The sequence below is a fragment of the Mesorhizobium sp. M7A.F.Ca.US.005.03.1.1 genome, from assembly GCF_003997975.1.
GTDB classification, from domain to species: domain Bacteria; phylum Pseudomonadota; class Alphaproteobacteria; order Rhizobiales; family Rhizobiaceae; genus Mesorhizobium; species Mesorhizobium ciceri.
The window spans coordinates 146,185-168,784 of the sequence record NZ_RZRO01000003.1 but is presented as its reverse complement, the minus strand read 5'-3'; the positions used below and the strand labels follow the sequence as shown (position 1 = coordinate 168,784).

Below are 22,600 nucleotides of genomic sequence, written 5' to 3'. Positions count from 1 at the left end.
CCCAATTTTTGCGCGGGATCATAATCATTGGCCTGTTGGTCGTCCACCTGGCCTTTTTGGTCAAAATGCCACGCCCCGGACCTGTTCCTAACGACCGCGGATCGTGGCCTATTCCCTTGATGTGGATGAACTTTGTTTCAGGACAATGCCACTGGCCGGCAATGCCGGTTACCAGGGGTCCAATGGCCATGCGGCGGGCTTTCCAGTAGAGCGGGGTTGAGACAGTTTCCGATAAATCTTGGATAAGCGAGGACGCGGATGACAGTTTTGGTGACAGGCGGCGCCGGTTACATCGGCAGCCATATGGTCTGGGAGCTGCTGGATGCCGGCGAAAGCGTGGTCGTTCTCGACCGTCTTTCCACCGGTTTCGAATGGGCGGTGGCGCCGGAGGCCAAGCTGGTCGTCGGCGATGTCGCCGACAAGGAATTGGTTGGCGCGGTCATCAGGGAGAACAAGGTCGACGCGATCATTCATTTCGCCGGCTCGATCGTGGTTCCGGAATCGGTCGCCGACCCGCTCAGCTATTATGAGAACAACACCTCGAAGACGCGCACGCTGATCGAAACCGCGGTGCGCGAAGGCGTGCCCAATTTCATCTTTTCCTCGACCGCCGCCGTCTACGGCGGCGCCGGGCTGGAGCCGGTGCGCGAGGACGCCCGCCTGGCGCCGGAATCGCCCTATGGCCTGTCCAAGCTGATGAGTGAGTGGATGCTGCGCGACGCGTCGATCGCGCATGGCCTGCGCTATACGGCGCTGCGCTACTTCAACGTCGCCGGCGCCGACCCGAAGGGCCGCACCGGCCAGTCGACGCCGGGCGCAACCCATCTGATCAAGGTCGCCTGCGAGACGGCACTCGGCAAGCGGCCGTTCATGCAGGTGTTCGGCACCGATTATCCGACGCCGGACGGCACCTGCATGCGCGACTACATCCATGTCAGCGACCTGGCGGCGGCGCATCGCCTGGCCCTGCAGCGGCTGCGTGCCGGGGGACAGAGCCTCGTCGCCAATTGCGGCTACAGCCATGGCTATTCGGTGCTGGAGGTCATCGACAGCGTGCGCCGTGCCTTTGGCCGTGATTTCGAGGTGAAGATGGGCGACCGTCGCCCTGGCGATGCCGCGGCGGTGGTTGCCAATTCGGATCTCGCCCGCGCCGAGCTCGGCTGGACCCCGCAACGCGACGATCTCGACCAGATCGTCGCCGACGCGCTCGCCTGGGAGCGCATCCTGACCGGCAAGAACTCCGCGCGCGGCTGAGCCGGGTTCTCCCAAGGGCTCGCAAGCCGGGCAGCGAAGCGCTATTGAAGGCGTTCGCGGCAAGGCGCGGAGGCGCGGCGCCGCGAGGAGATCTTGGGGGAATGGCATGAAAATAACGGTGCTCGGGGCCGGTGTCGTCGGTACGGCGGCCGCCTATTATCTGGCCAGCGACGGCCATGAGGTGACGGTGATCGAGCGCCATCCGGCGGCGGCACAAGGCACCAGCCAGTCCAATGCCGGCCTGGTGTCACCGGGTGACGCCACCGCCTGGGCCTCGCCGGCGGCTTTGAAGACCTTCCTGCGCGGGCTCTACAACCATGATCTCGGCATCAAGGTCAGGCTGCGCCTTGATCCCTATTTCCTCGCCTGGAGCCTGCGTTTCCTGCGCCAGTGCACGGTGGCGCGCCTGCGCGCCAACACCGACATCAAGCTCAGGCTCGCGCTCTATTCGCGCGACTGCATCAATGCGCTTTCGGAAGCGACCGGCATCCATTACGACGAGCGCAAGAAGGGCATTCTCTATTTCTTCCGCTCGCAAAAGAGCCTCGACACCGGCACCGACAATTACCGTTATCTTGCCAAGCACGGCCTGCCGATCGAAATCGTCGGCCGCGACCGGCTGGTCGAGCTGGAACCGGGCCTTGCCGGCGTCAAGGACAAGATTGCCGGCGGCGTCTATTCGCCAACCGACCAGACCGGAGATTCCAAGCAGTTTGTCGACAGGCTGGCCGCCTATGCGGCCGAGAAGCTCGGCGTCAAATTCCTGTTCGGCACGACAGTCGAAGGCCTCGACATCGAGGGCGACCGGGTGCGCGCGGTGATGACTTCGGCCGGCCCGGTCGCCGGCGATGCGGTTGTCATCTCGATGGGGCCGGAAAGCGGCCTGCTCGGGCGCCGTTACGGCATCGACCTGCCCGTCTATCCGGTAAAAGGCTATACCGCGACGATTCCCCTGGAGGACGAAAGCAGGGGACCGACCATGGGCGGCGCCGACGAGGACCGGCTGATCGGCTATTCCAGGCTGGGCAACCGGTTGCGGATGTCCTCGACGGCCGAATTCACCGGCTTCGACCGCACTTTCAAGCCCGCCGATTTCAAGACGATCATCAGCACCGGCAAAGATCTTTTCCCGGGTGCCTTCGACGAGAAGAAGGCTGTGTTCTGGGCGGGCCTGCGCCCGATGATGCCCAACTCGGTGCCGGTCATCGGCCAGGCGCGCTACAAGAATCTCTATCTCGACACCGGCCACGGCCATGTCGGCTGGACCATGGCCTGCGGCTCGGGGAAATTCCTTGCCGACCTCGTTTCCGGCCGCAGGCCGGAGATCGACCCGCAGGGGCTGGTTTACGGGGGCTAGGATGTCGGGACCGCAAGTCGCCATCGACCTTGGCCGCATCGAGCGCAACGCGCGCACCATCGTCGAGCGCTGCGCGCTGTCGGGCATAAAAGTGTTCGGCGTCACCAAGGGCACTTGCGGCATGCCGCAAGTGGCACGCGCCATGCTGCGCGGCGGCGTCGCCGGCATCGCCGAATCGCGTTTCGAGAACATCCGCCGGCTGCGCGACAGCGGCATCAACGCACCGATCATGCTGCTGCGCAGCCCGCCGATGGCGCGGGTCGAGGAGGTGGTGCGCACCGTCGACATCAGCCTGCAATCGGAACTCGCCACCATCCGCGAAATTTCGCGCATCGCCGAGCGCATGGGCCGCGTCCACGACATCATGCTGATGATCGATCTCGGCGATCTCCGCGAAGGCATCTGGCCGAACGACCTGATCCCCACGGTTGAGCAGATCCTGCAGTTCAAGGGCGTGCGCATCGCCGGCATCGGCACCAATCTCGGCTGCTTCGGCGCCATCATGCCGACGCCGGAAAACCTTGGGCAGCTCGTCGCCCATGCCTACAAGACCGAGCGCCTGTCCGGCAAAAGCCTCGACGTGATTTCCGGCGGCGCCTCGTCGTCGCTGCCGCTGCTGCTCGAAGGCAGGCTTCCGGCCGGCATCAACAATCTGCGCGTCGGCGAGGCGATCCTGCAAGGTGGCGTCGAAACCTTCCGCGATGTGCCATGGGCCGAGCTCGAGCCCGATGCCTGCCGGCTGACCAGCGACATCATCGAGGTCAAGCTCAAGCCGTCACGGCCGATCGGCCAATCGGGCTACGACGCCTTCGGCAACCAGCCGGTCTTCCCCGACGAAGGCGACAGGCTGCGCGCCATCGCCAATATCGGCCGCGAGGACGTGCTGGTCGAGGGGCTGACGCCGATTGCCAGGGGGATCCGGGTGCTGGGCGCCTCCAGCGACCATCTGCTTTTGGACGTCGCCGATGCCGACCCGCCGCTGGCCGTCGGCGACCGCGTCGCCTTCCGCATGAGCTATGGCGCCATGCTTTTGGCAATGACCTCGGAATATGTCGAGAAGGCCCCGATGCACGACGTCGAGGATTTTTCCGGCCGCAAGATGGTGTCGATCTCCGCCGAACCGGGGGCCGCCGGGATCCTGGCCCGGGAGGGCACGGGGGCGCGGCTGGAGGCGATGAATTTCGACGTCGTCGAATTGGCCGATATCGAGCGGCCGCCATCGGGACTGGTCCGGCTGACCGCCGGCGCCGATCGTCGCGTCGCGCACAAGGCGCTGACCGCGACGGCGCGAGCCACGCATTCCTGCGGCCTGATCTGGATCGATTCCATCGCCGCCCTGATGCCCGAGGACGAGGACGGCATCGACCTGCCGGAAGGTTCGGTCCTGGCGCGCACCCTCGGCCTCGACCACAAGGCGGGCGCGCTGCAGCCGCAGCTGTCGCCGGAGAATGTCGTCATCGTCGGCCTGCGCCACGCCGATCCGGCCGAAGCGCGCGTGCTGAAGGACTCACGCGTGTCGGCCTTCACCATGACCGATATCGACGCCATGGGCATGCGCGACCTGATGCATGAAGCGATCCGTATCGCCACATCAGGCACGCAAGGCTTTCATGTCAGCTACTCGCCTACAGTGACCGAATTCGCCGGCTGGGCGGCGGGCTCCGGTGGGCTGACCGTGCGCGAGACGCATCAGGCGATGGAGGCGATCGCGCTCTCCGGCGGGCTGCTGTCGATGGATGTGTCGGGCCTGACCGCGGATCTGGAGCCGCGGATCGGCACCGATGCGGTCAATTTCGTCATGTCTGCCTTCGGCAAACGGATTCTCTGATCAGCCCTGCACTTCCACTGCCGCCCGCCATGCGCTGACATAGTCGACCCAGGCTGGGTCTATAGGCCGTTCTATTCTTTCGCCCTTGCCCTGTGCCATCAGTTGATCGGATGCCAGCAGCGCCGCGCCGATGCTGGTGCCGGTGGCGGCCTCCGACGCAACCACGGCGCGCGCCGTGGCTGCCGCCAGCATGCCGACAAAGAGCCGGTTGCGGGCAAAGGGGCCTTCGACCGTGGTCGGCCCGTCGGCACCGATCAAGTCGAGGCAGGTCGCCGTCATCAGAGCCAGATAGAATGAGATGGCGGCAAAGCGCTGGCCTTTGTTGATGCCGTCGGCGTTGAGCCATGCCGCGGCATGGTGCGGGAACGGCCCCGAACCTTGCTGGGTCGACGGCAGCAGCAGCATCTTTCGCGCCAGCACGGCGCCGACATCATCCTCGGTCCACGGCTCCGGCTGATCCTTTGTCAGCACCGAAAACTCGCGGCCGCCCATGAAGCGCGCCGAGGGAACGGGATCACCGAGCGCGTTGACATTGACCAGCGTGTCGCGCGCGGCATCCAGCGCAATCTGTTTGCCGCCGACCGCCATCGATACCACCCAGGTGCCGGTCGAGACGACGGAGAAAGGCGGCTTGTCGGAGAGAAGATGCGGCAGCAGCGAGGCGTTGGAATCATGCAGGCCGCAGAACACCGGCGTGTGCGGATCCAGTCCGGTTCGCACAGCAACGGTGGGCAGGATCGGGCCGAGGCGATCGCTGGCCGGCCGCACCGGCGCCATCAGGCTTCGCCACTCCAGCCTCTCGACCAGGGATGAAAAATCCGCTGTCCACGGGTTCCACAGGTCGGTGTGGCAGCCGAGCGAGGTGACCTCGTTGGCGGCGATGCCGGTCAGGCGCAAGGCCCAGTATTGCGGGTACATCAGCAGCGCCGCGGCCCTGGCGAATTCCGCCGGGAAGCTCTTCTGCTGCCAGAAGAATTGTGCTCCGAGATTGAGGCCGAGCGGCAGGCGCGGCGTGCCGGTCTCGGCAAAAGGCGGGCGGATCGCGTCGTAATCCTCGGCCATCCCGTCGGGGCCGTCGAACTCATAGTCGAGCACCGGCAGCACCAGTTCACCCGCCGCGTCGACCAGCACGCCGGTCGCGCCATGGGTGGTGATCGAAATGGCGTCGATGCGCTGTTCGCGGTTGAGGCCGGCAAGGCTTTCGAGGATGAATGCCCACAGTGCCTTGACATCGTGATGTGGGTAAGGCGCCTGCCGCACCGGCGCATTCGCCATGCGGCGCAGCGCCACCTCGCTCAACGTGGCGAGGTCGACCAGCGCCACCTTGGCGTTGGTCTTGCCGATGTCGATGACGGCGATGTGACGCATCGCACTCATGCCATGTGGAACATTGTTTCCAGCTTCACGGCCACCGGCTCGTTGTCCAGCCTGGTCTCCATGATGTCGGCCATGTGGGCCCACCAGCGCTGCATCACCGAATGTCCGGGCAATTCGTCCATGCGGTGGTCGTCTTGCCGCCACAGCACACCGAACAGGATATTGGTCTCCTCGTCGAGATGGATGGAATAATCGGAGACGCCGGCCTGCTTCAGTAGCGCGACCAGCGACGGCCAGATCTCGTCATGGCGCTTCTTGTACTCTGCCTTCATGCCGGGCTTCAGCTTCATCTTGAACGCGTATTTCTTGGCCATCAACGCCCTCCGCGCAGCCGCCGCCAGACGATCGGCAAGGCAATGACGATGATCAGCAGCAGGCCGATGAAGATCGACATGACGATGCCCGGCACATTGAGCAGGCCAAGTCCGAAGGTCACCAGCCCCATGATGAAGGCGGCCAGGACGACCCCAAGAATGCTGCCGGCGCCACCGAGGATACTGACGCCGCCGAGCACCACCATGGTGATGACTTCCAGCTCGTAGCCTTGTGCGATCGAGGGCCGCGTCGAACCGAGGCGCGAGGTGATCAGCACCGAGGCGATGCCCGACATCAGCCCGGTCAGGCAAAACAGGATGAACTTGGTGCGGCCGACGCGCACGCCGGAAAATTGCGCAGCGACCGGATTGTTGCCGATGGCGAAGACGCGTCGGCCGAAACTCGTGCGGTGCAAGAGGAACCAGTAGACGACAGCCGCGATCAGGAACAGCACCAGCTCGAACGACACCACCCACCAGACATAGCCCTGGCCGAAGAAGGCGAAGCTTGAGGGATAGCCTTTGTAGGCCTGGTCGCCGAGGATGATGAAGGCGATGCCGCGAAACAGGCTCATCGTGCCGATGGTGACGACGATCGAGGGCAGGCCGAGCCTTGTCACCAGCAGCCCGTTGAAGGCGCCGCAGCCTAACCCGACGACGATGCCGATCAGCACCAGCACGGGCGTGCCGGCGCCGGCCTGCACCGCCATGCCCATCATGGTCGACGCCAGCGCAATGATGGCGGCCACCGACAGATCGATCTCGCCCGAGATGATCAGCAGCGCCATGGCGAAGGCGATCAGGCCCTTCTCGGTGAAATTGAAGGTCAGATCGGACAGCGAGTACGGGTCGAGGAAATAGGGCGAGGCGAAGCTGTTGATGGCGAAGATGGCGACGGCCACCACGACCAGCAGCGCTTCCCAGGAAAAGATCGCCGAACGCAGCGGCTTGTCGAGCCGGTCGGGAATGTGGCGCGGGGCAGGGATGTCGGTCACGCCTCCACCTTTCTGAGGATGATGCGGCCTTGCTGGCGCTCGCCGCGCGCATTGAGCACGACGGCCAGAATGATTGCGCTGCCCGAAATCGCCATCTGCCAGAAAGGCGAGATGTTGATGACCGGCAGCGCATTGGAGATGATGCCGAGGAACAGTGCGCCTAATACCGCGCCGCCGACCGAGCCGATGCCGCCGGCGATCGAGATGCCGCCGATGACGCAGGCGGCGATGATGTTGAGCTCATAGCCATTGGCGACCTCGACCGAGGCGATCACGTAGCGCGAGATCCAGAGATAGCCTGACAGGCCGCCAATCATGCCGGAGATGCAGAAGACGATGAATTTCGTCCGGCCGACATCGATGCCGGCATAGACGGACGCCGTCGGGTTGACGCCGATCGCGTAGATCGAGCGGCCGAGCGCGGTGCGTGTCATCACAACGAAGAACAGCGCAATGACCAGGATGGCGATCCACGACAGCACCGGAATGCCGAGGAAGGCCGCGCGCTGGAAGCCGATGAACTCCGGGCTCATCTTGTCGGCATTGACCCAGGCACCGCCGGACAGGACGAAGGTGGCGCCGCGATAGATGGTCAGTGTGCCCAAAGTCACCACGATCGAGGGAATGTTCAGCCGCCAGACCAAAAGGCCGTTGATGGCGCCGAGCACCAGGCCGACCAGTAGTGCGATGACGATCAGCAGCGGGATCGGGATTGCCGGATGCGCGGCGTTCAGCATCGCCACCACCATGCCGGTGAAGCAGAGATTGGACGCCATCGACAGGTCGATCGACCGGGTCAGGATGACCACCATCTGGCCAAGCGCCAGGATCATCAGGATCGAGGTGTCGTTGAACACCTGGCGCAGATTGGCCGGATCGGCGAAGGCCGGAAAACGCGTCGAGATCAGCCCGATCAAGACGATGATGGCAGCAGCCAGCCAGATTTCGCGGTATTTGAGGAAAGCCTTCATGCCGCGATCCCTGCTGCCGTCCGAACCAGCGTCTCGGCGTCCAGCTCCTTGTTGTCGTAGACCGCCGCGACAAGCCCCTCGCGCATGACCACGACACGGTCGGACATGCCGAGGATTTCGGGCAGCTCGGACGACACCATGATCACCGACAGGCCTTGCGCCACCAACTCGGCCATGAAGCCGTGCACGGCGGCCTTCGAGCCGATGTCGATGCCCTTGGTCGGCTCGTCCAGGATGATCACCTTGGGCGACGTCGCCAGCCATTTGGCGATGACGATCTTCTGCTGGTTGCCGCCCGACAGTGTGCCGACATCCTGGCTGAGCGAAGAGGCCCTGAGGTCGAGTCGCTCGGTGTAGGAGCGGGCCAGATCGAACTCCTCCGACAGCCGCAGCAGGCCGGACTTCGACGTGCGCTTGAGCGAAGGCAGCGAGACGTTCTGGAAGATCGGCAGGCCGATCACCACGCCTTGCTTGCCGCGTTCTTCCGGTACGTAGACGATGCCGGCATCGATCGAATCCGCAGCCGATTTCGGCGCGATCGTCTTGCCTTCCAGCGTGATCGTGCCGGCTGAGGTGCGGGTGATGCCCGATATCGCCTGCATCACCTCGCTGCGGCCGGCGCCGACAAGGCCGTAAAAGCCGAGGATCTCGCCCTTGTGCAGTTCGAAGCCGATATCGTTGAATTCGGTCGGATGCGACAGGCCGGAAACGGAGAGCACCGGTGCGCCGATCTCGGCCTTGCGCTGCGGGAAGATGTGATCGACCGCGCGGCCGACCATCAGGCGCACGATCTGGCTCTGGCCGGCATCCTTGATCAGGCCTTCGCCGACCATCTCGCCATCGCGGAACACCGTGTAGCGGTCGGCGATACGGTAGATCTCGTCGAACTTGTGGCTGATGAACAGGATCGCCTTGCCATCGCTCTTGAGGAATTCGATCAGCAAAAAGAGCTCCTCGATCTCCTTCATGGAAAGCGCGGCGGTCGGCTCGTCCATGATGACGATCTGCGCGTCGATCGACATGGCACGCGCAACCGCGACCAGATGCTTGTTGGCGATGCCAAGGTCCTTCAGCCGCGCGTCGGCGTCGATATGGTCGGCATGCATGGTGTCCAGCACTTCGCGCGCGTTCTTGCGCATCGTGCGCCAGTCGATGGTGCCGAAACGCGTGCGTGGCGCGTGGCCGAGAAAGATGTTTTCGGCCACGCTCAGATCGTCGAACAGCACGGTTTCCTGGTGGATGGCGGTGACGCCATGGCCGAAGGCGGCATGCGCGCTGGGCAGGGTGACGGCGTGGCCGTCTATGCTGATCGTGCCCCCGTCGGGCTGGTAGATGCCGGTCATGATCTTGACCAGCGTCGACTTGCCGGCGCCGTTCTCGCCGATCAGCGCCGTCACCTGGCCCGGATAGAGCGACAGGCTGACATTGTGCAACGCGCGCACGCCGGGAAAGCTCTTGGAGATGCCGGACAGCGTCAAGCGTGGAGCCGGGGCCGGAGGCCGCTCCTTCACCGCGCCGTGTTGGGCTGTCGTGTCCATAGTCGTATCAAGCCCTGAAACAAGGTTCGTTTAAAGCCGCGGCGGGACGTGAGCCCCGCCGCGTCAGCTCTAGAGAACTCCAGATCAATAGATCTTGGAGAACTTTTCGATGTTCGACTTGTCGAACTGGAAGGGCGGAGCCATTGCAGCCGAGTTGGTGTCGTCGAGCGTGACCTTGCCGACGCGGCCGATCGACAGCGTGGCGCCGGGCTTGGCCTCTTCCTTCTTCACCGCCAGATCATGGGCGAGGTAGACGGCCGAGTAGCCGAGGTCGATCGGGTTCCACAGCGCAACCGCCTGGCTGGAACCGTTGTCGATGAACTTCTTGAACTCGGACGGCAGTGCGAGACCGGTGACATTGACCTTGCCGATCAGGTTCTCGTCGGTGACGACCTGGGCGGCGGCAACGACGCCGACGGTGGTCGGCGCGATGATCGCCTTCAGGTTCGGATAGGACTTCAACAGGCCCTTGGCTTCGTCGGTGCTCTTGGCCGAATCGTCATCGCCGTAGACGGTGGCGACGAGTTTGATCTTGGGGAACTTCTCCGGCAGGATCTTCTTGGCCGCGTCGATCCAGGCGTTCTGGTTGGTCGCGGTCGAGGAGGCCGACAGGATGGCGACCTCGCCGCCTTCCGGCAGGTGGTCGGCGGCGAGCTTGATGATGGTCTCGCCGATCAGGCCGGTGTCGGACGGGTTGAGGTGAAGCTGGCGACCTTCCTTGGCGACGCCCGAATCCCACGAGATGACGGTGATGCCGCGTTCCATGGCCTTCTTCAGCACCGGCACCAGAGCGTCGGCGTCATTGGCCGAAATGGCGATGGCGTTGACCTTCTGCGCGATCAGCGAATTGACCACTTCGATCTGCGCTTCGGCGGTCGCCTTGGTCGGGCCGGTGTAGATGATGTCGACATCGCCAAGTTCCTTGGCCGCCTCTTCGGCGCCCTTGTTGGCGGCATCGAAGAAGCCGTTGCCGAGCGACTTCACCACCAGCGCGATCTTGACGTTTTCGGCGTAGGCTGCATTCACGAACATGGCGGCTGAGAATGCAGCCGTCACCATCAATTTCTTCAAGAAGCTCATCGAATTTCCTCCCTTGAGCGTTGCATTCCATCGCCGCTGCGAGCGCGAGTTGGCCTCAGGCCTGCAGTGAAGATTCTTCCTTGTTGGTTGCGGATGTGCGGGCGACGATCAGCGTCACGCCGGCGGTCTCCAGCATCTTGGCTTCACGATCCTCGATGCCGTCATCGGTGATGACGGTGGCGATGCGCGACAGGCCGCACAGGATGAGGCTGGAGCGTTTGCGGAATTTCGAGGAATCGACCAGCACCACCAACTCGTCGGCCTGGTCGATCAGTTTCTGCTCCGCCTGGATCAAGAGCGGATCGCCCTCCATCAGGCCGAGCGGCCCCAGACCCTGCGCACCCATGAACATGCGGCGCGCATAGAAATTGCGCGTCACGTCGTTGTCGAAGGGCGACAGGATGATGTTCTGCTCGCGATAAATGGTGCCGCCCGACAGCATCACCGTATTCTTGGAGTGCTTGAGCAGGTGCTCGGCGATGGGGAACGAATTGGTGAAGATCGGCATGCGGCGGCCGGTCAGGAAATGCACCATCTGGAAGGTGGTGGTGCCGCCATTGATGATGATCGGTTCGCCGTCGTTGCACAGCTCGACCGCTTCACGCGCAATCGCCCGCTTCTGCGAGGCGTTGATGGTTTCGTTGACGGAAAAGGGCCGGCCGGCCAGCCCGATGAACTGCGGCGGCGAGATTGCCTCGGCGCCGCCGCGCACGCGGCGCAGGCGCTTCTGGACGTGGAGAGCCGCGATATCGCGCCGGATCGTCGCCTCGGAGGACTCCGTCAGGTCGACCATCTCCTGCACCGTCACCACAGGCTTTTCCTGGACGGCGGACAGAATGATCCTGTGGCGCTCTTTTTCGTGCATGGTTCCTCCCTGCCCGGGCATCTAGGCACCCAAAACGCGCAGTGTCAATCATTTCCGATCATATAATTTCATTGTGCAGTGCAATATGATCGATATTGATCGTTTGTGATTGACAAGCCGACCGCTTCCGTGGAAATTCGGGGCCAAATGGCCGCGCCTTCTGCGTGCCTTCGGGAGGATTTCTTATGCTCGACAAGCGCACCGGCGCGCGCCTCGCCAATCTGTGGGACGAGGCCAAGGCTCACGCCATGAGCGGGCCGGAACTTCTGGTCTACCGTTCGAACACACTTGGTTCCGACAAGCGGGTCACCAACTATGGCGGCGGCAACACGTCGTCGAAGATCTGGCAGAAAGACCCGCTTACCGGCGAGGATGTCGAAGTGCTGTGGGTCAAGGGATCGGGCGGCGACAGCGCCTCGATCAAGCTGGACGGCTTTGCCACGCTCTACATGGACAAGCTGCGCGCGCTCAAAGGCCTCTATCGCGGCGTCGAGCACGAAGACGAGATGGTCGGCTTCCTGCCGCACTGCACCTTCAACCTCAATCCGCGTGCGGCTTCGATCGACACGCCGCTGCATGCCTACGTGCCGAAGCCCTTTGTCGACCACATGCATCCCGATGCCATCATCGCCATTGCCGCGGCGAAGGATTCGAAGGCGCTGACGAAAGAAATCTTCGGCGAGGCCATCGGCTGGCTGCCGTGGAAGCGCCCTGGCTTCGAACTTGGCCTGTGGCTGGAGAAATTCTGCCTCGAACACCCAGCCGCCAAGGGCGTCATCCTGGAAAGCCACGGCCTGTTCACCTGGGGCGACACCCCCAGGGAATGCTACGAGACGACGATCTCAGTGATCAACCAGGCGATCGAATGGTTCGAGCGCCGCTCCGAGGGTGTCGCTATCTTCGGCGGTGAAGCGGCCAAGTCGCTCGACGCCACTGAGCGCCGTGCCATCGCGGCCAAACTGATGCCGAGGATTCGCGGCCTGATCTCGGAAAGGAGCCACAAAACAGGCCATTTCGACGATTCCACTGCTGTGCTCGAATTCGTCAACTCCAGGGATCTGCGCCCGCTGGCGGCACTTGGCACGTCGTGCCCTGACCATTTCCTGCGCACCAAGATCCGCCCGCTGGTCATCGAGTTCGATCCGGCAAAACCCGATGTCGATGCCGTCATCGCGCGTCTTGCCGACGACATCGCCGAATATCGCGTTGGCTACCAGGCCTATTACGACAGCTGCAAGCATCCGGACTCGCCCGCCATCCGCGATCCCAATGCCGTCGTCTACCTGATGCCCGGCGTCGGCATGTTCACCTTCGCCGGCGACAAGGCGACGGCGCGCATCTCGGGCGAATTCTATGTCAACGCCATCAACGTCATGCGCGGCGCCTCCACCGTGTCGTCTTATGTCGGCCTGCCTGCACAGGAAGCCTTCGACATCGAGTACTGGCTGCTCGAAGACCTGAAGCTGCAGCGTATGCCGAAGCCGAAGTCGCTTGCCGGCCAGATCGCCCTGGTCACGGGTGGCGCCGGCGGCATCGGCCGCGCCACGGCCAACCGCCTGCTGCGCGAAGGCGCCTGCGTGGTGCTGGCCGACATCGATGAGGCGGCACTCGCCAGCACCAATGACGAACTGGCGAAAGTCTACGGCAGGGACTTCGTGCGGCCGGTGCTGATCAATGTCACCTCGGAGGAGCAGGTCATTTCGGGCTTTGCCGAGACAGCGGTCGAGTTCGGCGGCATCGACATTCTGGTATCGAATGCAGGGCTGGCCTCCTCGGCGCCGATCGAGGAGACGACGCTGGCGCTGTGGAACAAGAACATGGACATCCTGTCGACCGGTTATTTCCTGGTCTCGCGGGAAGCGTTCCGGCTGTTCCGCGCGCAGAAGATTGGCGGCAACGTCGTCTTCGTCGCCTCCAAGAACGGCCTTGCCGCATCGCCGAACGCCGCCGCCTATTGCACCGCCAAGGCTGCCGAGATCCATCTCGCCCGCTGCCTGGCGCTGGAGGGCGCGGAGGCGCAGATCAGGGTCAATGTCGTCAACCCGGACGCGGTGCTGCGCGGCTCGAAGATCTGGACCGGCGAGTGGAAGGAACAGCGCGCCGCCGCCTACAAGATGTCGACCGACGATCTGGAGGAGCACTATCGCTCGCGTTCGATGCTGAAGCGCTCGGTCTTCCCGGAAGACATCGCAGAGGCGATCTATTTCCTGGCGTCCGACATGTCGGCCAAGTCGACCGGCAACATCATCAATGTCGACGCGGGCAACGCCCAGTCGTTCACGCGCTGAGCGGAGGGGACGATGGAACACATCATCTCCGCCGGCCTCGTCGACAAGGACAACGCCGCGCGCAAGGCCAACCTCGAGCGCGACTATGCCTCGCTCGGCGAGCGGCTCGACCGTCGCGGCATCGCCATCGACGCTGTCAGAGACAAGGTCGAGAAATTCGCGGTGGCGATCCCGTCCTGGGGCGTCGGCACCGGCGGCACGCGTTTTGCCCGCTTTCCCGGTGCCGGCGAGCCACGCGACATCTTCGACAAGATCGAGGATTGCGCCGTCATCCAGCAATTGACGCAGGCGACGCCGACCGTTTCCCTGCACATTCCGTGGGACAAGGCCGATCCGAACCGGCTGAAGCAAGCGGCCTCGCGCTTTGGCCTCGGCTTCGACGCCATGAACTCCAACACCTTTTCCGACGCCAAGGACCAGAAGCTCTCCTACAAATTCGGCTCGCTGTCGCATGCCGACGCCGGCACGCGCCGGCAAGCGGTCGAGCACAATCTCGAATGCATCGAGATCGGCAAGACGCTCGGCTCCAAGGCGCTGACGGTGTGGATCGGCGACGGTTCGAACTTTCCCGGCCAGGTCAATTTCGCCAAGGCATTCGAGCGCTATCTCGACGCCATGAAAGAGGTCTACGCCGGACTGCCCGCCGACTGGAAGCTGTTCAGCGAGCACAAGATGTACGAGCCGGCCTTCTATTCCACCGTCGTGCAGGACTGGGGCACCAACTACATGATCGCGCAGGAGCTGGGCGACAAGGCGTTCTGTCTCGTCGACCTCGGCCACCATGCCCCAAACGTCAACATCGAGATGATCGTGTCGCGGCTGATCCAGTTCAAAAAACTCGGCGGCTTCCACTTCAACGATTCGAAATATGGCGACGACGATCTCGACGCCGGTTCGATCGATCCTTACCGGCTGTTTCTCGTCTTCAACGAACTGGTCGACGCCGAACTTTCCGGCGCCGAGGGGTTCGACCCGGCCCACATGCTCGACCAGAGCCACAACGTCACCGATCCGATCGAAAGCCTGATGCTATCGGCGGTCGAGGTGCAGCGCGCCTATGCGCAGGCGCTGCTGGTCGACCGCAAGGCGTTGGAAGATTTTCAGGATAGCAATGACGCGCTGATGGCGACGCAGACGCTGAAAGCGGCCTACCGCACCGATGTCGAGCCGATCCTCGCCATGGCGCGGCTGAAGACCGGCGGCGCCATCGACCCGGTCGCCGCCTATCGAGCGGCGGGTTACCGCGCCAAGGTTGCAGCGGAACGCCCTGCAGTCGCTGGCGGTTCGGGGGGCATTGTCTGAGGCCGAGCCGGCCCCCTCATCCGGCCGCTTTGCGGCCACCGCCCTCCGGGCGTTCGTTGTTCGAAAAGCCAAGCAGTTGGCTTTTCGCCCGCTGCGCGGACCACGCCTCACCCCCGCAGGGAGAAGAGACTGGCGTCAGCGCTGACACCTCCTCTCCCCTCGGGGAGAGGTCGGATTGCCCCGAATTGCCCTTCGCAATTCGGTTGGCAATCCGGGTGAGGGGGCTCTTTCTCGTGCTCCCTTAATTGTTAGTGGACTCGATCCGTCCAACACGGTCTTCTAGGCATCCCCCCGCCCGGAGAACCGCCATGCCTCTCAACCGTCGGACACTGATCGCCGCCAGTCTTTCCATCACCTTTGTCCTGGCGCCGTTGACGAGTGTCTTCGCCGCCTCGCCGGCGCCGGCCAAGGGCGAGCACGGCATGGTGGTGACGGCCCAGCATCTGGCGTCCGAAGTCGGCATCGAGGTGTTGAAGAAGGGCGGCAATGCTGTCGACGCGGCGGTTGCCGTCGGCTATGCGCTCGCCGTCGTCTACCCCAATGCCGGCAATATCGGCGGCGGCGGCTTCATGACCATCCGCTTCAAGGACGGCAAATCGACCTTTCTCGATTTCCGCGAGCGGGCGCCGCTGGCGGCGACAAAAACCATGTATCTCGACAAGGACGGCAACCCGGCGAAGGGCGCCAGCCTCGACGGCTATCTCGCCGTCGGCGTACCGGGCTCTGTGGCTGGCTTCGAGATGGCCCGTGAAAAATACGGCAAATTGTCCCGCCAGGATCTGATGGCGCCGGCAATCGGCTACGCCAAGGACGGGTTCATCCTCAATCAGGGCGACGCTGCCTCGTTTGCCGGCAGTGCCGACAGGCTGGCGAAGGACCCCGCGGCCGCCGCCATATTCCTGAAACCCGACGGCAAGCCCTATGGCATCGGCGAGCGGCTGGTTCAGCCCGACCTCGCCGCCTCGCTCGCCGCCATTTCCGAAAAGGGTACGGATGCCTTCTATAAAGGCGCCATCGCTGACGCCATCATCAAGGCGAGCGGCGCCAAGGGCGGCATTCTCGCCAAGCCGGATTTCGAGCAGTATGCGGTGCGTGAGCTCAAGCCCGTGACCTGTACCTATCGCGGCTACGAGATCACCTCCTCGCCGCCGCCCAGCTCCGGCGGCATCATCATCTGCGAAATCCTCAACGTCCTGGAGGGCTATCCGCTGTCCTATCTCGGCGCAGGTTCCGCCGAGACGGTCCACGTCATGGTCGAGGCGATGCGCTACGCCTATGTCGACCGCAATTCAGCGCTTGGCGATCCTGATTTCGTCGACAACCCGGTCTCGAAACTGCTTGATAAGGCCTATGCCAAGGATATCCGCGACAAGATCGACCCGTTCCGGGCGGGCGTGTCGCAGGATTTGATGCCGAAGGGCTTTGGCGAGAGCAAGGAGACGACGCATTATTCGATCATCGACGATGCAGGCAATGCGGTAGCGGTCACCTACACGTTGAACGGTTCCTTTGGAGCCGGCGTCGTCGCCGACGGCACCGGCATCCTGCTCAACAACGAAATGGACGATTTCACCCAGAAACCCGGCGTGCCCAACCTCTATGGCCTGGTCCAGGGGGAGGCCAACGCCATCCAGCCGAAGAAGACGCCGCTGTCGTCGATGAGCCCGACCGTGGTCGCCAAGGACGGCAAGCCGTTCATGGTCATCGGCAGCCCCGGCGGCTCCCGCATCATCACCATCACGCTGGAAGCGATCGTCAATGTCATCGACCACGGCATGAACATCCAGGAGGCGATCGACGCGCCGCGCATCCACCATCAATGGCTGCCCGACAAGGTGTATGTCGAGCCGTTCGGCCTGTCGCCGGACACAGAAAAGCTGCTGGCCGGCATGGGATATCACCTCGATCTCGCCGACCAGACCTGGGGTCAGGCCGCCGGCATCCTGGTCGGCGGCAAGAGCCTGGCGGAAATCGAGAAAGGCGGCGGCGCGCGCTACAACGGCGCCATCGACAGCCGCGCGGCCTCTGGCGAGGCGCTCGGATACTGACAGCTCGGAGGAAAAGCTTGGAGCAGCGTGGCGATTCGGGTTGATCGCCCGCTGCTCAAGTGGATCGGCTCACACCGACTTGACCGTCACAAGACCAGCGTGAGGGTGGACGCAACCAGCATCAAGGCGGCAATGCCGACGAACAGCGCATAGATGCGCGGCCGGTCGAGCAGCAGCGCATTTCCGGAGATCCAGGCGGATGTGGCGCCGCCAAGCGCGAAGAGGAAGCCGTTGCGGTGCCCGAAGACCATCGATGCGGCCATCAGCCCGCCGATGATCAGCGCACCGAACACGATGATCACGGCAACGGCATATCTCTCGAAATCGTTGCCGCTTCCCATGCTCGGGCCGATTGCGTTCAAGGTTGGCAGGTCGTCCGGATCGAAAGGGTTCGTCGACCCGTATTCGTCTTGACCGGCAGGCTCTCGCATCATTCGTTCTCCGTATAGCGGCAACAAATCATCAAGCCTTGCCGAGTGCAACCCGATCACGCTGCCTTGATGCGTTCGACCGGTCCTTGACGTCTTCAGGTGGCGGCTTGCTGCCGGCTTTTGGTTCTTGGCCGTCTTTGGTCTCTCAGGCAATCCGGGAAACGGCTGCCCAAAGGCGACCGTAGCTCCCTCTATCATGGAATGCATTCGTGGAGGAAAAATGATGCGGGGCGCGGATTGGGCTTCGCAAACCGTGATTCGGACGGTGACGTCGCACAGGGTTGTTGTACGGGCGAATCGCCTTGCGGCCAGTGGGCGTCTGCGCTTGGCATGCGGTTGCGTGAAAGTTGACTGGGCAGGCATCTTAAATGTTGACTAGTAAACTCATGTTTCATAGTCACCGGGCAGTGGTCGCTGGAGACCAACCCCCGAAAAGCAGGGCCGGCCGCATTGCAGAGAGACCAAGAGCCCCAGTCGAGAGCCGCGCCCGATCATTTGCGCAGCCGAATGACCCGGCGCCAGGCGCTCGGGCTTTTTTCGCTGCCGTTCGCCGGCATGAGGTCCTCCACGGCTGAAGCCCGTCCGTTGCGCATCGTCTGCCTGGATGACGGGTTGACCGAGACCTTGCTCATGCTCGGTGTCAGCCCGGTCGCCATTGCCGATCGGGAGGTCTGGGAGAAATGGGTGGTCGAGCCGCGGCTGCCGCCCGACGTCGCCGATCTCGGCACGCTGCTCGAGCCCAATCTCGAATTCCTGCAGCAGCTCAGGCCCGACATCATCCTGTCCATGCCGTATCTCGAGGGCATCAAGCCGCTGCTCGAACGCGTGGCTCCAGTGACGACGATCGGGCTCTATACCGAGGCCGGGCAACCCTATCGGCGCGCGCTCGAGGCGACGCGCCAGCTCGCCGGGCTTGTCGGCAAGGAAAGCGAAGGCGAGGCGCTGATCGCGGCGACAGACGCGTATCTTTTGGAGGTTCGCCAGCAACTGGCGCCGCTTTCGGCACGGCCGATCTATGTCGTCAGCTTCCTGGACCCCCGCAATGTGCGCGTCTACGGCGCAAAGAGCCTGTTTCAGGAGGTGTTCGACCGCATCGGGCTCAGCAACGCGTGGACGGCCGAGACCAACTATTGGGGGTTTTCGACCGTCGGCATCGACGGGCTGGCGACATCCAGCGATGCGCGCCTCGCCTATCTCGAACCCTTGCCTGAGGGCGCCGGCGGCACGCTGACCGAAAGTCCGGTCTGGAATGCCATGCCCTTCGTGCGCAACCGCTCGATCATGCGCCTTCCTGCCGTCCTGATGTTTGGCGCGCTTCCATCCGCGAGCCGTTTTGCTCGGGTCCTGGCATCGGCGATGACCGCGGAGGCCGCCCATGGCTGAGGATGCTGCCATTGCCCAAAGGGGGAAGCCTGCGTCGGCCGGCCGGGCCCCCGTGTGGAGCTTTTCCAGCAATCAGCCGGTAGGCGCGATCCTGCTTTGCGCGGTGCTGCTCGCGGCTGCGGCAGCGGCAACCGTCTCGAACCTCACCGTGCAACTGCCATCGGCGCTCTGGCTCCAATCGCTCGCCGCTCCCGACATCGCTGACATGCGGCAGGTGCTCGTCCACTATGCCTTCCTGCCCCGTCTTGCGATCAGCCTTTTGTGCGGTGCGGCGCTCGGGCTTGCCGGAACTGTCCTGCAGCAGGTTCTGCGCAACCCGCTCGCCTCGCCTGAAACCGTTGGCGTCTCGGCCGGCGCCTATCTGGCGCTGGCACTGGCGACGCTTCTGTCACCGTCCCTGCTTGCCTTCGGCCGCGAATGGGTGGCGCTGGCCGGCGCATTTATGGCCCTTGCCGCCGTCATCGCTCTGTCCTGGCACAAGGGCCTGTCGCCGCTTTCGGTGGTGCTGGCGGGGCTTGTGGTCAGCCTCTATGCCGGCGCCATCGGTGCCGCTCTCATCGTGCTGCGGCATGAATGGCTGGCCAGCCTGTTCATCTGGGGCGCCGGTTCGCTCGGCCAGCAGGATTGGTCGACGACGCTGTGGCTTTTGCCCCGCATCGGCACTGCTGCGCTTGCGATCTTCTTCATGGTGCGGCCCCTGACCCTGCTTGGCCTCGACGATGAAGGCGCGCGCAGCCTTGGCGTGCCGCTCGGCGCCTATCGCTTCGCCGGACTGGCGGCCGCCGTCGCGCTGATCGCGTTTGTCGTTGCCGCTGTCGGCGTCATCGGCTTCGTCGGCCTGGCCGCGGCGACGCTCGCGCGCATCGGCGGTGGCCGGCGGCTTGGCCAACAACTGGTGATGGCGCCGCTGATCGGCGGCGCGTTGCTGTGGGCCGCCGATCAAGGCGTGCAGATCGCCACCGGGCCGCAAGGCGACCTGCTGCCGACCGGAGCGATCACAGCACTTCTCGGTGCGCCGCTGCTGCTCTGGCTGCTGCCGCGCCTTGCGCTTGGCTCGGAAGCCCCGACCTTGATGGCCGTGCGCCTGCCGCGCGCAAGCCGGCCCGGCCTTGTTCTCATGGCACTCGGCCTGGCTCTGCTTCTGCTGCTCGGGCTGGCCCTGCTCCATGAACCGGGTCCGCATGGCTGGACCTTCGCCTTCGGCGACGAGCTGCAGCCTTTGCTGTCGTGGCGGTGGCCTCGCGTGCTTGCCGCGCTGAGTGCCGGGGCGATGCTGGCGCTTGCCGGGCTGATGATGCAGCGGCTGACCGGCAATCCGATGGCCAGCCCCGAAGTGCTGGGCATCAGTGCCGGTGCCGCCCTTGGCATGATGGTGGCGCTGTTTGCGCTCGTCGATGCCGGGCGCCCGGTTCAGACGGCGGCGGCAACGATCGGGGCCTTCGCCGCTTTGCTGGTGACGCTGGCGATCGGCCGTCGTGCCGCCTATGCGCCGGAGCGGCTGCTGCTTGCCGGCGTTGCCCTGACGGCCTTGTTCGACGCGCTGATCCTGGTGCTCACCGCGACCGGCGATCCTCGCGCCATGCTGCTGCTCAACTGGCTGACCGGTTCGACCTATGGCGTCGATGTCGGTGACGCCCTGCTGACCGGTGGTATCGCGGTCTGCCTCTTCGCGCTCGCGCCTTTCTTCATGCGCTGGCTCGACATCCTGCCGCTCGGCTCCGCCGCCGTTCAGGGCCTTGGCATCAACCTGAAGAGGGCGCGGCTTCTCGTGCTGCTGGCCGTCGCGGCACTCACCGCGGCTTCGACGCTGATCGTCGGTCCGCTGACCTTCATCGGCCTTATGGCGCCGCATCTTGCTCGTCGCCTTGGCCTTTCCCGTGCGCTGCCGCAGGCCATTGGCGCGGTGCTCGCCGGCGCGCTGATCATGGTCGCCGCCGACTGGGTGGGCCGGATCGCCATCTTCCCGCGCCAGATCCCGGCCGGTCTCGTCGCCACGTTGATCGGCGGCCCGGTGCTGATGTGGCTGCTGCGCCGCCGCTGACCGTTTTGCCTGGAGATATCCATGTCCAAGATATCCATGTCCAACGCGACGCCAGCCCTGATCGCCAACACGGCGGTCCACGATCTTGTTCCGGCGCAGGGCGGCGCGCCCTGGCGGATATTCCTGCATGTGCCGTCCGGGCCGGTGCCCGAGGCCGGCTGGCCGGTCCTCTACATGACCGACGGCAACGCCGTCATCGGCACGGCGGTCGACGCCATGCGCGCGCAGGCCTTCTATCCCACGGGCACCAATGTCGGCTGGGGCGTCATCGTCGCCATCGGCTATCCCGTCGACGGCGCCTATGATCCGCTGCGCCGCTCATGGGATCTCGGCCCGCCGCCAGGCAAGACCTACCCGCCCTTCCACGAAGGCACGTCCGAAGTCCGGACCGGTGGGGCAGGGAAATTCCTTGCTTTCATCGAGGATGAGCTGAAGCCGTGGGTCGCCAGCCGGGTCACGGTCGATGCCAGCCGCCAGGCGCTTTACGGCCATTCTTTCGGTGGCCTGTTTGCGCTCTACGCCCTGTTCACGCGGCCTTCTTCCTTTCAGACCTGGATCGCGGCGAGCCCCGCCATCTATTGGGAAGAGCGTGCCATCGACCGCTTTCTCGAAGCCTTCGAGGCCGCCATTCCCGATGGTTTGGCGGCGACCATGATCCTGTCGGCCGGCGAGTACGAGACCGAGAAGCTGGCGCCGTTCCAGATTGGCGCCGAGGACGAGGAAAAGCGCCTGAAGCAGAAAAAGGTGACACGCACCGACGCATTCGCGCGGGCAATGGCGCAGCGTCTTGACGCTCTCCCGGGCGTGCGCGCCAGTTTCGAACTGCATGCCGGCGAGAACCACATGTCGATCCTGCCGGTCACCGTCAATCGCGCGGTGCAGGCGGCGTTTGCGGTGAGGAGGGACACCGCCCTTTGCTGAACGCCGCAGCAAGACGGTCGGCGCTGTCATTCCTGTGAAGGGGAGGCGCTCAATCGGCGGTAGGAGACGCCGCCGAAGTTTGCCGTCACAAAATCCGTGACGGACATCTTGCGCTTGCCTCCGTCGCTGCAGGCGTAAACCGGCCAACCGGCATCGCTGCATTCGCTGGCAGCGCAGATGCGCGCCAGGCAGTTGCCGATAGTCAGCCGGAAGCCGCCCTTGCCGGCAAAGCCTTGCAACAGGCTGCCGTCCGCCGAGCGCCATGTCCGCGCACGGAATTCCGCCCGCAAAAGCAGTGGTTCGAGAGGGACCGCAAGGTTGTTTTCGCCGGCACGCCCTGCGAACTGCAGACGGAAGCGCGCCATTGCGGTCGCGTATGCAGTCACAAGATCGGCTTGGCGAAAATAGGCGGTTGCCAGGCTTGGGCGGTCAAGCAGATGAGACGTCCACTCGCCTGCCCCTACCGGCCTCACCAAGGCAACAAAGGCAAGAAAGGCGAAGCAAGCTCGTGACATTTCCAGCAGCCATATCTGTCTCGGCGTGCCGGTTTGCCCCCCGGTTGCCCTCCCATAACATCTCGCCAATCGGCGCCCGGCGCAAGCCGCTT

The 22,600-nt window shown here is 64.2% G+C and carries 18 protein-coding genes; 9 read left to right on the top strand and 9 right to left on the bottom strand.

Features of this window, described 5'->3' with window-relative positions; translation table 11 throughout:
* Positions 1-258 precede the first annotated feature (258 nt).
* The 3 genes from galE (at position 259) to EN990_RS02745 (ending at position 4,439) form a co-directional block, all read left to right on the top strand.
* Positions 259-1,254 carry a UDP-glucose 4-epimerase GalE gene (gene galE, locus EN990_RS02755; RefSeq protein ID WP_127369917.1) on the top strand — a complete coding sequence of 332 codons (996 nt, stop codon included), beginning with the start codon at positions 259-261 and terminating at the stop codon, positions 1,252-1,254.
* A 106-nt stretch (positions 1,255-1,360) separates the two neighbouring features.
* Positions 1,361-2,611 (top strand): D-amino acid dehydrogenase, encoded by a 1,251-nt coding sequence (locus EN990_RS02750; protein ID WP_127369916.1) that lies wholly within the window; start codon positions 1,361-1,363, stop codon positions 2,609-2,611.
* Between the two features lies 1 nt (position 2,612).
* Positions 2,613-4,439 carry an alanine racemase gene (locus EN990_RS02745; protein WP_127384507.1) on the top strand — a complete coding sequence of 609 codons (1,827 nt, stop codon included), beginning with the start codon at positions 2,613-2,615 and terminating at the stop codon, positions 4,437-4,439.
* Here EN990_RS02745 and EN990_RS02740 read toward each other — a convergent pair whose 3' ends face one another.
* From EN990_RS02740 to EN990_RS02710, 7 genes are all read right to left on the bottom strand, one after another.
* On the bottom strand, positions 4,440-5,816 hold the full coding sequence (locus EN990_RS02740; RefSeq protein ID WP_127368689.1) for an FGGY-family carbohydrate kinase: 1,377 nt from the start codon (positions 5,814-5,816) through the stop codon (positions 4,440-4,442).
* Positions 5,813-6,130, bottom strand: a complete 318-nt coding sequence (gene rhaM / locus EN990_RS02735) for an L-rhamnose mutarotase (RefSeq protein WP_127368688.1) — start codon at positions 6,128-6,130, stop codon at positions 5,813-5,815. The genes EN990_RS02740 and rhaM overlap by 4 nt, the downstream gene beginning before the upstream one ends.
* The gene (locus EN990_RS02730; protein ID WP_127368687.1) at positions 6,130-7,125 is read right to left on the bottom strand and encodes an ABC transporter permease; all 996 of its coding nucleotides are present in this window, start codon (positions 7,123-7,125) and stop codon (positions 6,130-6,132) included. Before EN990_RS02730 ends, rhaM begins: the two co-directional genes overlap by 1 nt.
* Entirely contained in the window at positions 7,122-8,096 is a 975-nt protein-coding gene (locus tag EN990_RS02725; protein ID WP_127368686.1) for an ABC transporter permease, read from the bottom strand. The genes EN990_RS02730 and EN990_RS02725 overlap by 4 nt, the downstream gene beginning before the upstream one ends.
* Complete coding sequence (locus tag EN990_RS02720) at positions 8,093-9,634, bottom strand: sugar ABC transporter ATP-binding protein (protein WP_127368685.1); 1,542 nt, start codon at positions 9,632-9,634, stop codon at positions 8,093-8,095. Before EN990_RS02720 ends, EN990_RS02725 begins: the two co-directional genes overlap by 4 nt.
* A gap of 84 nt (positions 9,635-9,718) precedes the next feature.
* Entirely contained in the window at positions 9,719-10,714 is a 996-nt protein-coding gene (gene rhaS / locus EN990_RS02715) for a rhamnose ABC transporter substrate-binding protein (RefSeq protein WP_013533599.1), read from the bottom strand.
* A gap of 55 nt (positions 10,715-10,769) precedes the next feature.
* Positions 10,770-11,579, bottom strand: coding sequence for a DeoR/GlpR family DNA-binding transcription regulator (locus tag EN990_RS02710; protein ID WP_013533598.1), 810 nt, complete (start codon positions 11,577-11,579; stop codon positions 10,770-10,772).
* Between the two features lie 185 nt (positions 11,580-11,764).
* Here EN990_RS02710 and EN990_RS02705 point away from each other — a divergent pair, with 185 nt between their 5' ends.
* The 3 genes from EN990_RS02705 (at position 11,765) to ggt (ending at position 17,217) form a co-directional block, all read left to right on the top strand.
* The gene (locus EN990_RS02705) at positions 11,765-13,867 is read left to right on the top strand and encodes a bifunctional rhamnulose-1-phosphate aldolase/short-chain dehydrogenase (protein WP_127365808.1); all 2,103 of its coding nucleotides are present in this window, start codon (positions 11,765-11,767) and stop codon (positions 13,865-13,867) included.
* A gap of 12 nt (positions 13,868-13,879) precedes the next feature.
* On the top strand, positions 13,880-15,169 hold the full coding sequence (gene rhaI, locus EN990_RS02700; RefSeq protein WP_127365807.1) for an L-rhamnose catabolism isomerase: 1,290 nt from the start codon (positions 13,880-13,882) through the stop codon (positions 15,167-15,169).
* Between the two features lie 308 nt (positions 15,170-15,477).
* Positions 15,478-17,217, top strand: a complete 1,740-nt coding sequence (gene ggt, locus EN990_RS02695) for a gamma-glutamyltransferase (RefSeq protein WP_127365677.1) — start codon at positions 15,478-15,480, stop codon at positions 17,215-17,217.
* Positions 17,218-17,303: 86 nt separating this feature from the next.
* On the opposite strand, the gene EN990_RS02690 is transcribed toward ggt, so the two are convergent.
* Complete coding sequence (locus EN990_RS02690) at positions 17,304-17,651, bottom strand: hypothetical protein (RefSeq protein ID WP_032808338.1); 348 nt, start codon at positions 17,649-17,651, stop codon at positions 17,304-17,306.
* Between the two features lie 504 nt (positions 17,652-18,155).
* Between EN990_RS02690 and EN990_RS02685 the strand changes: the two genes are divergently transcribed.
* From EN990_RS02685 to EN990_RS02675, 3 genes are read left to right on the top strand one after another with little or no spacing between them, the layout of a single operon-like run.
* Complete coding sequence (locus EN990_RS02685) at positions 18,156-19,031, top strand: ABC transporter substrate-binding protein (protein ID WP_024503125.1); 876 nt, start codon at positions 18,156-18,158, stop codon at positions 19,029-19,031.
* Positions 19,024-21,072: a Fe(3+)-hydroxamate ABC transporter permease FhuB gene (gene fhuB, locus EN990_RS02680; RefSeq protein WP_082826648.1), complete on the top strand. Its 2,049-nt coding sequence runs from the start codon at positions 19,024-19,026 to the stop codon at positions 21,070-21,072. Before EN990_RS02685 ends, fhuB begins: the two co-directional genes overlap by 8 nt.
* A 21-nt stretch (positions 21,073-21,093) precedes the next feature.
* Complete coding sequence (locus tag EN990_RS02675; protein ID WP_063170037.1) at positions 21,094-21,993, top strand: alpha/beta hydrolase-fold protein; 900 nt, start codon at positions 21,094-21,096, stop codon at positions 21,991-21,993.
* A gap of 26 nt (positions 21,994-22,019) precedes the next feature.
* On the opposite strand, the gene EN990_RS02670 is transcribed toward EN990_RS02675, so the two are convergent.
* A complete protein-coding gene (locus EN990_RS02670) occupies positions 22,020-22,358 on the bottom strand; it encodes a hypothetical protein (protein ID WP_084016304.1) in 339 nt (112 codons plus the stop codon).
* Between the last annotated feature and the right edge of the window lie 242 nt (positions 22,359-22,600).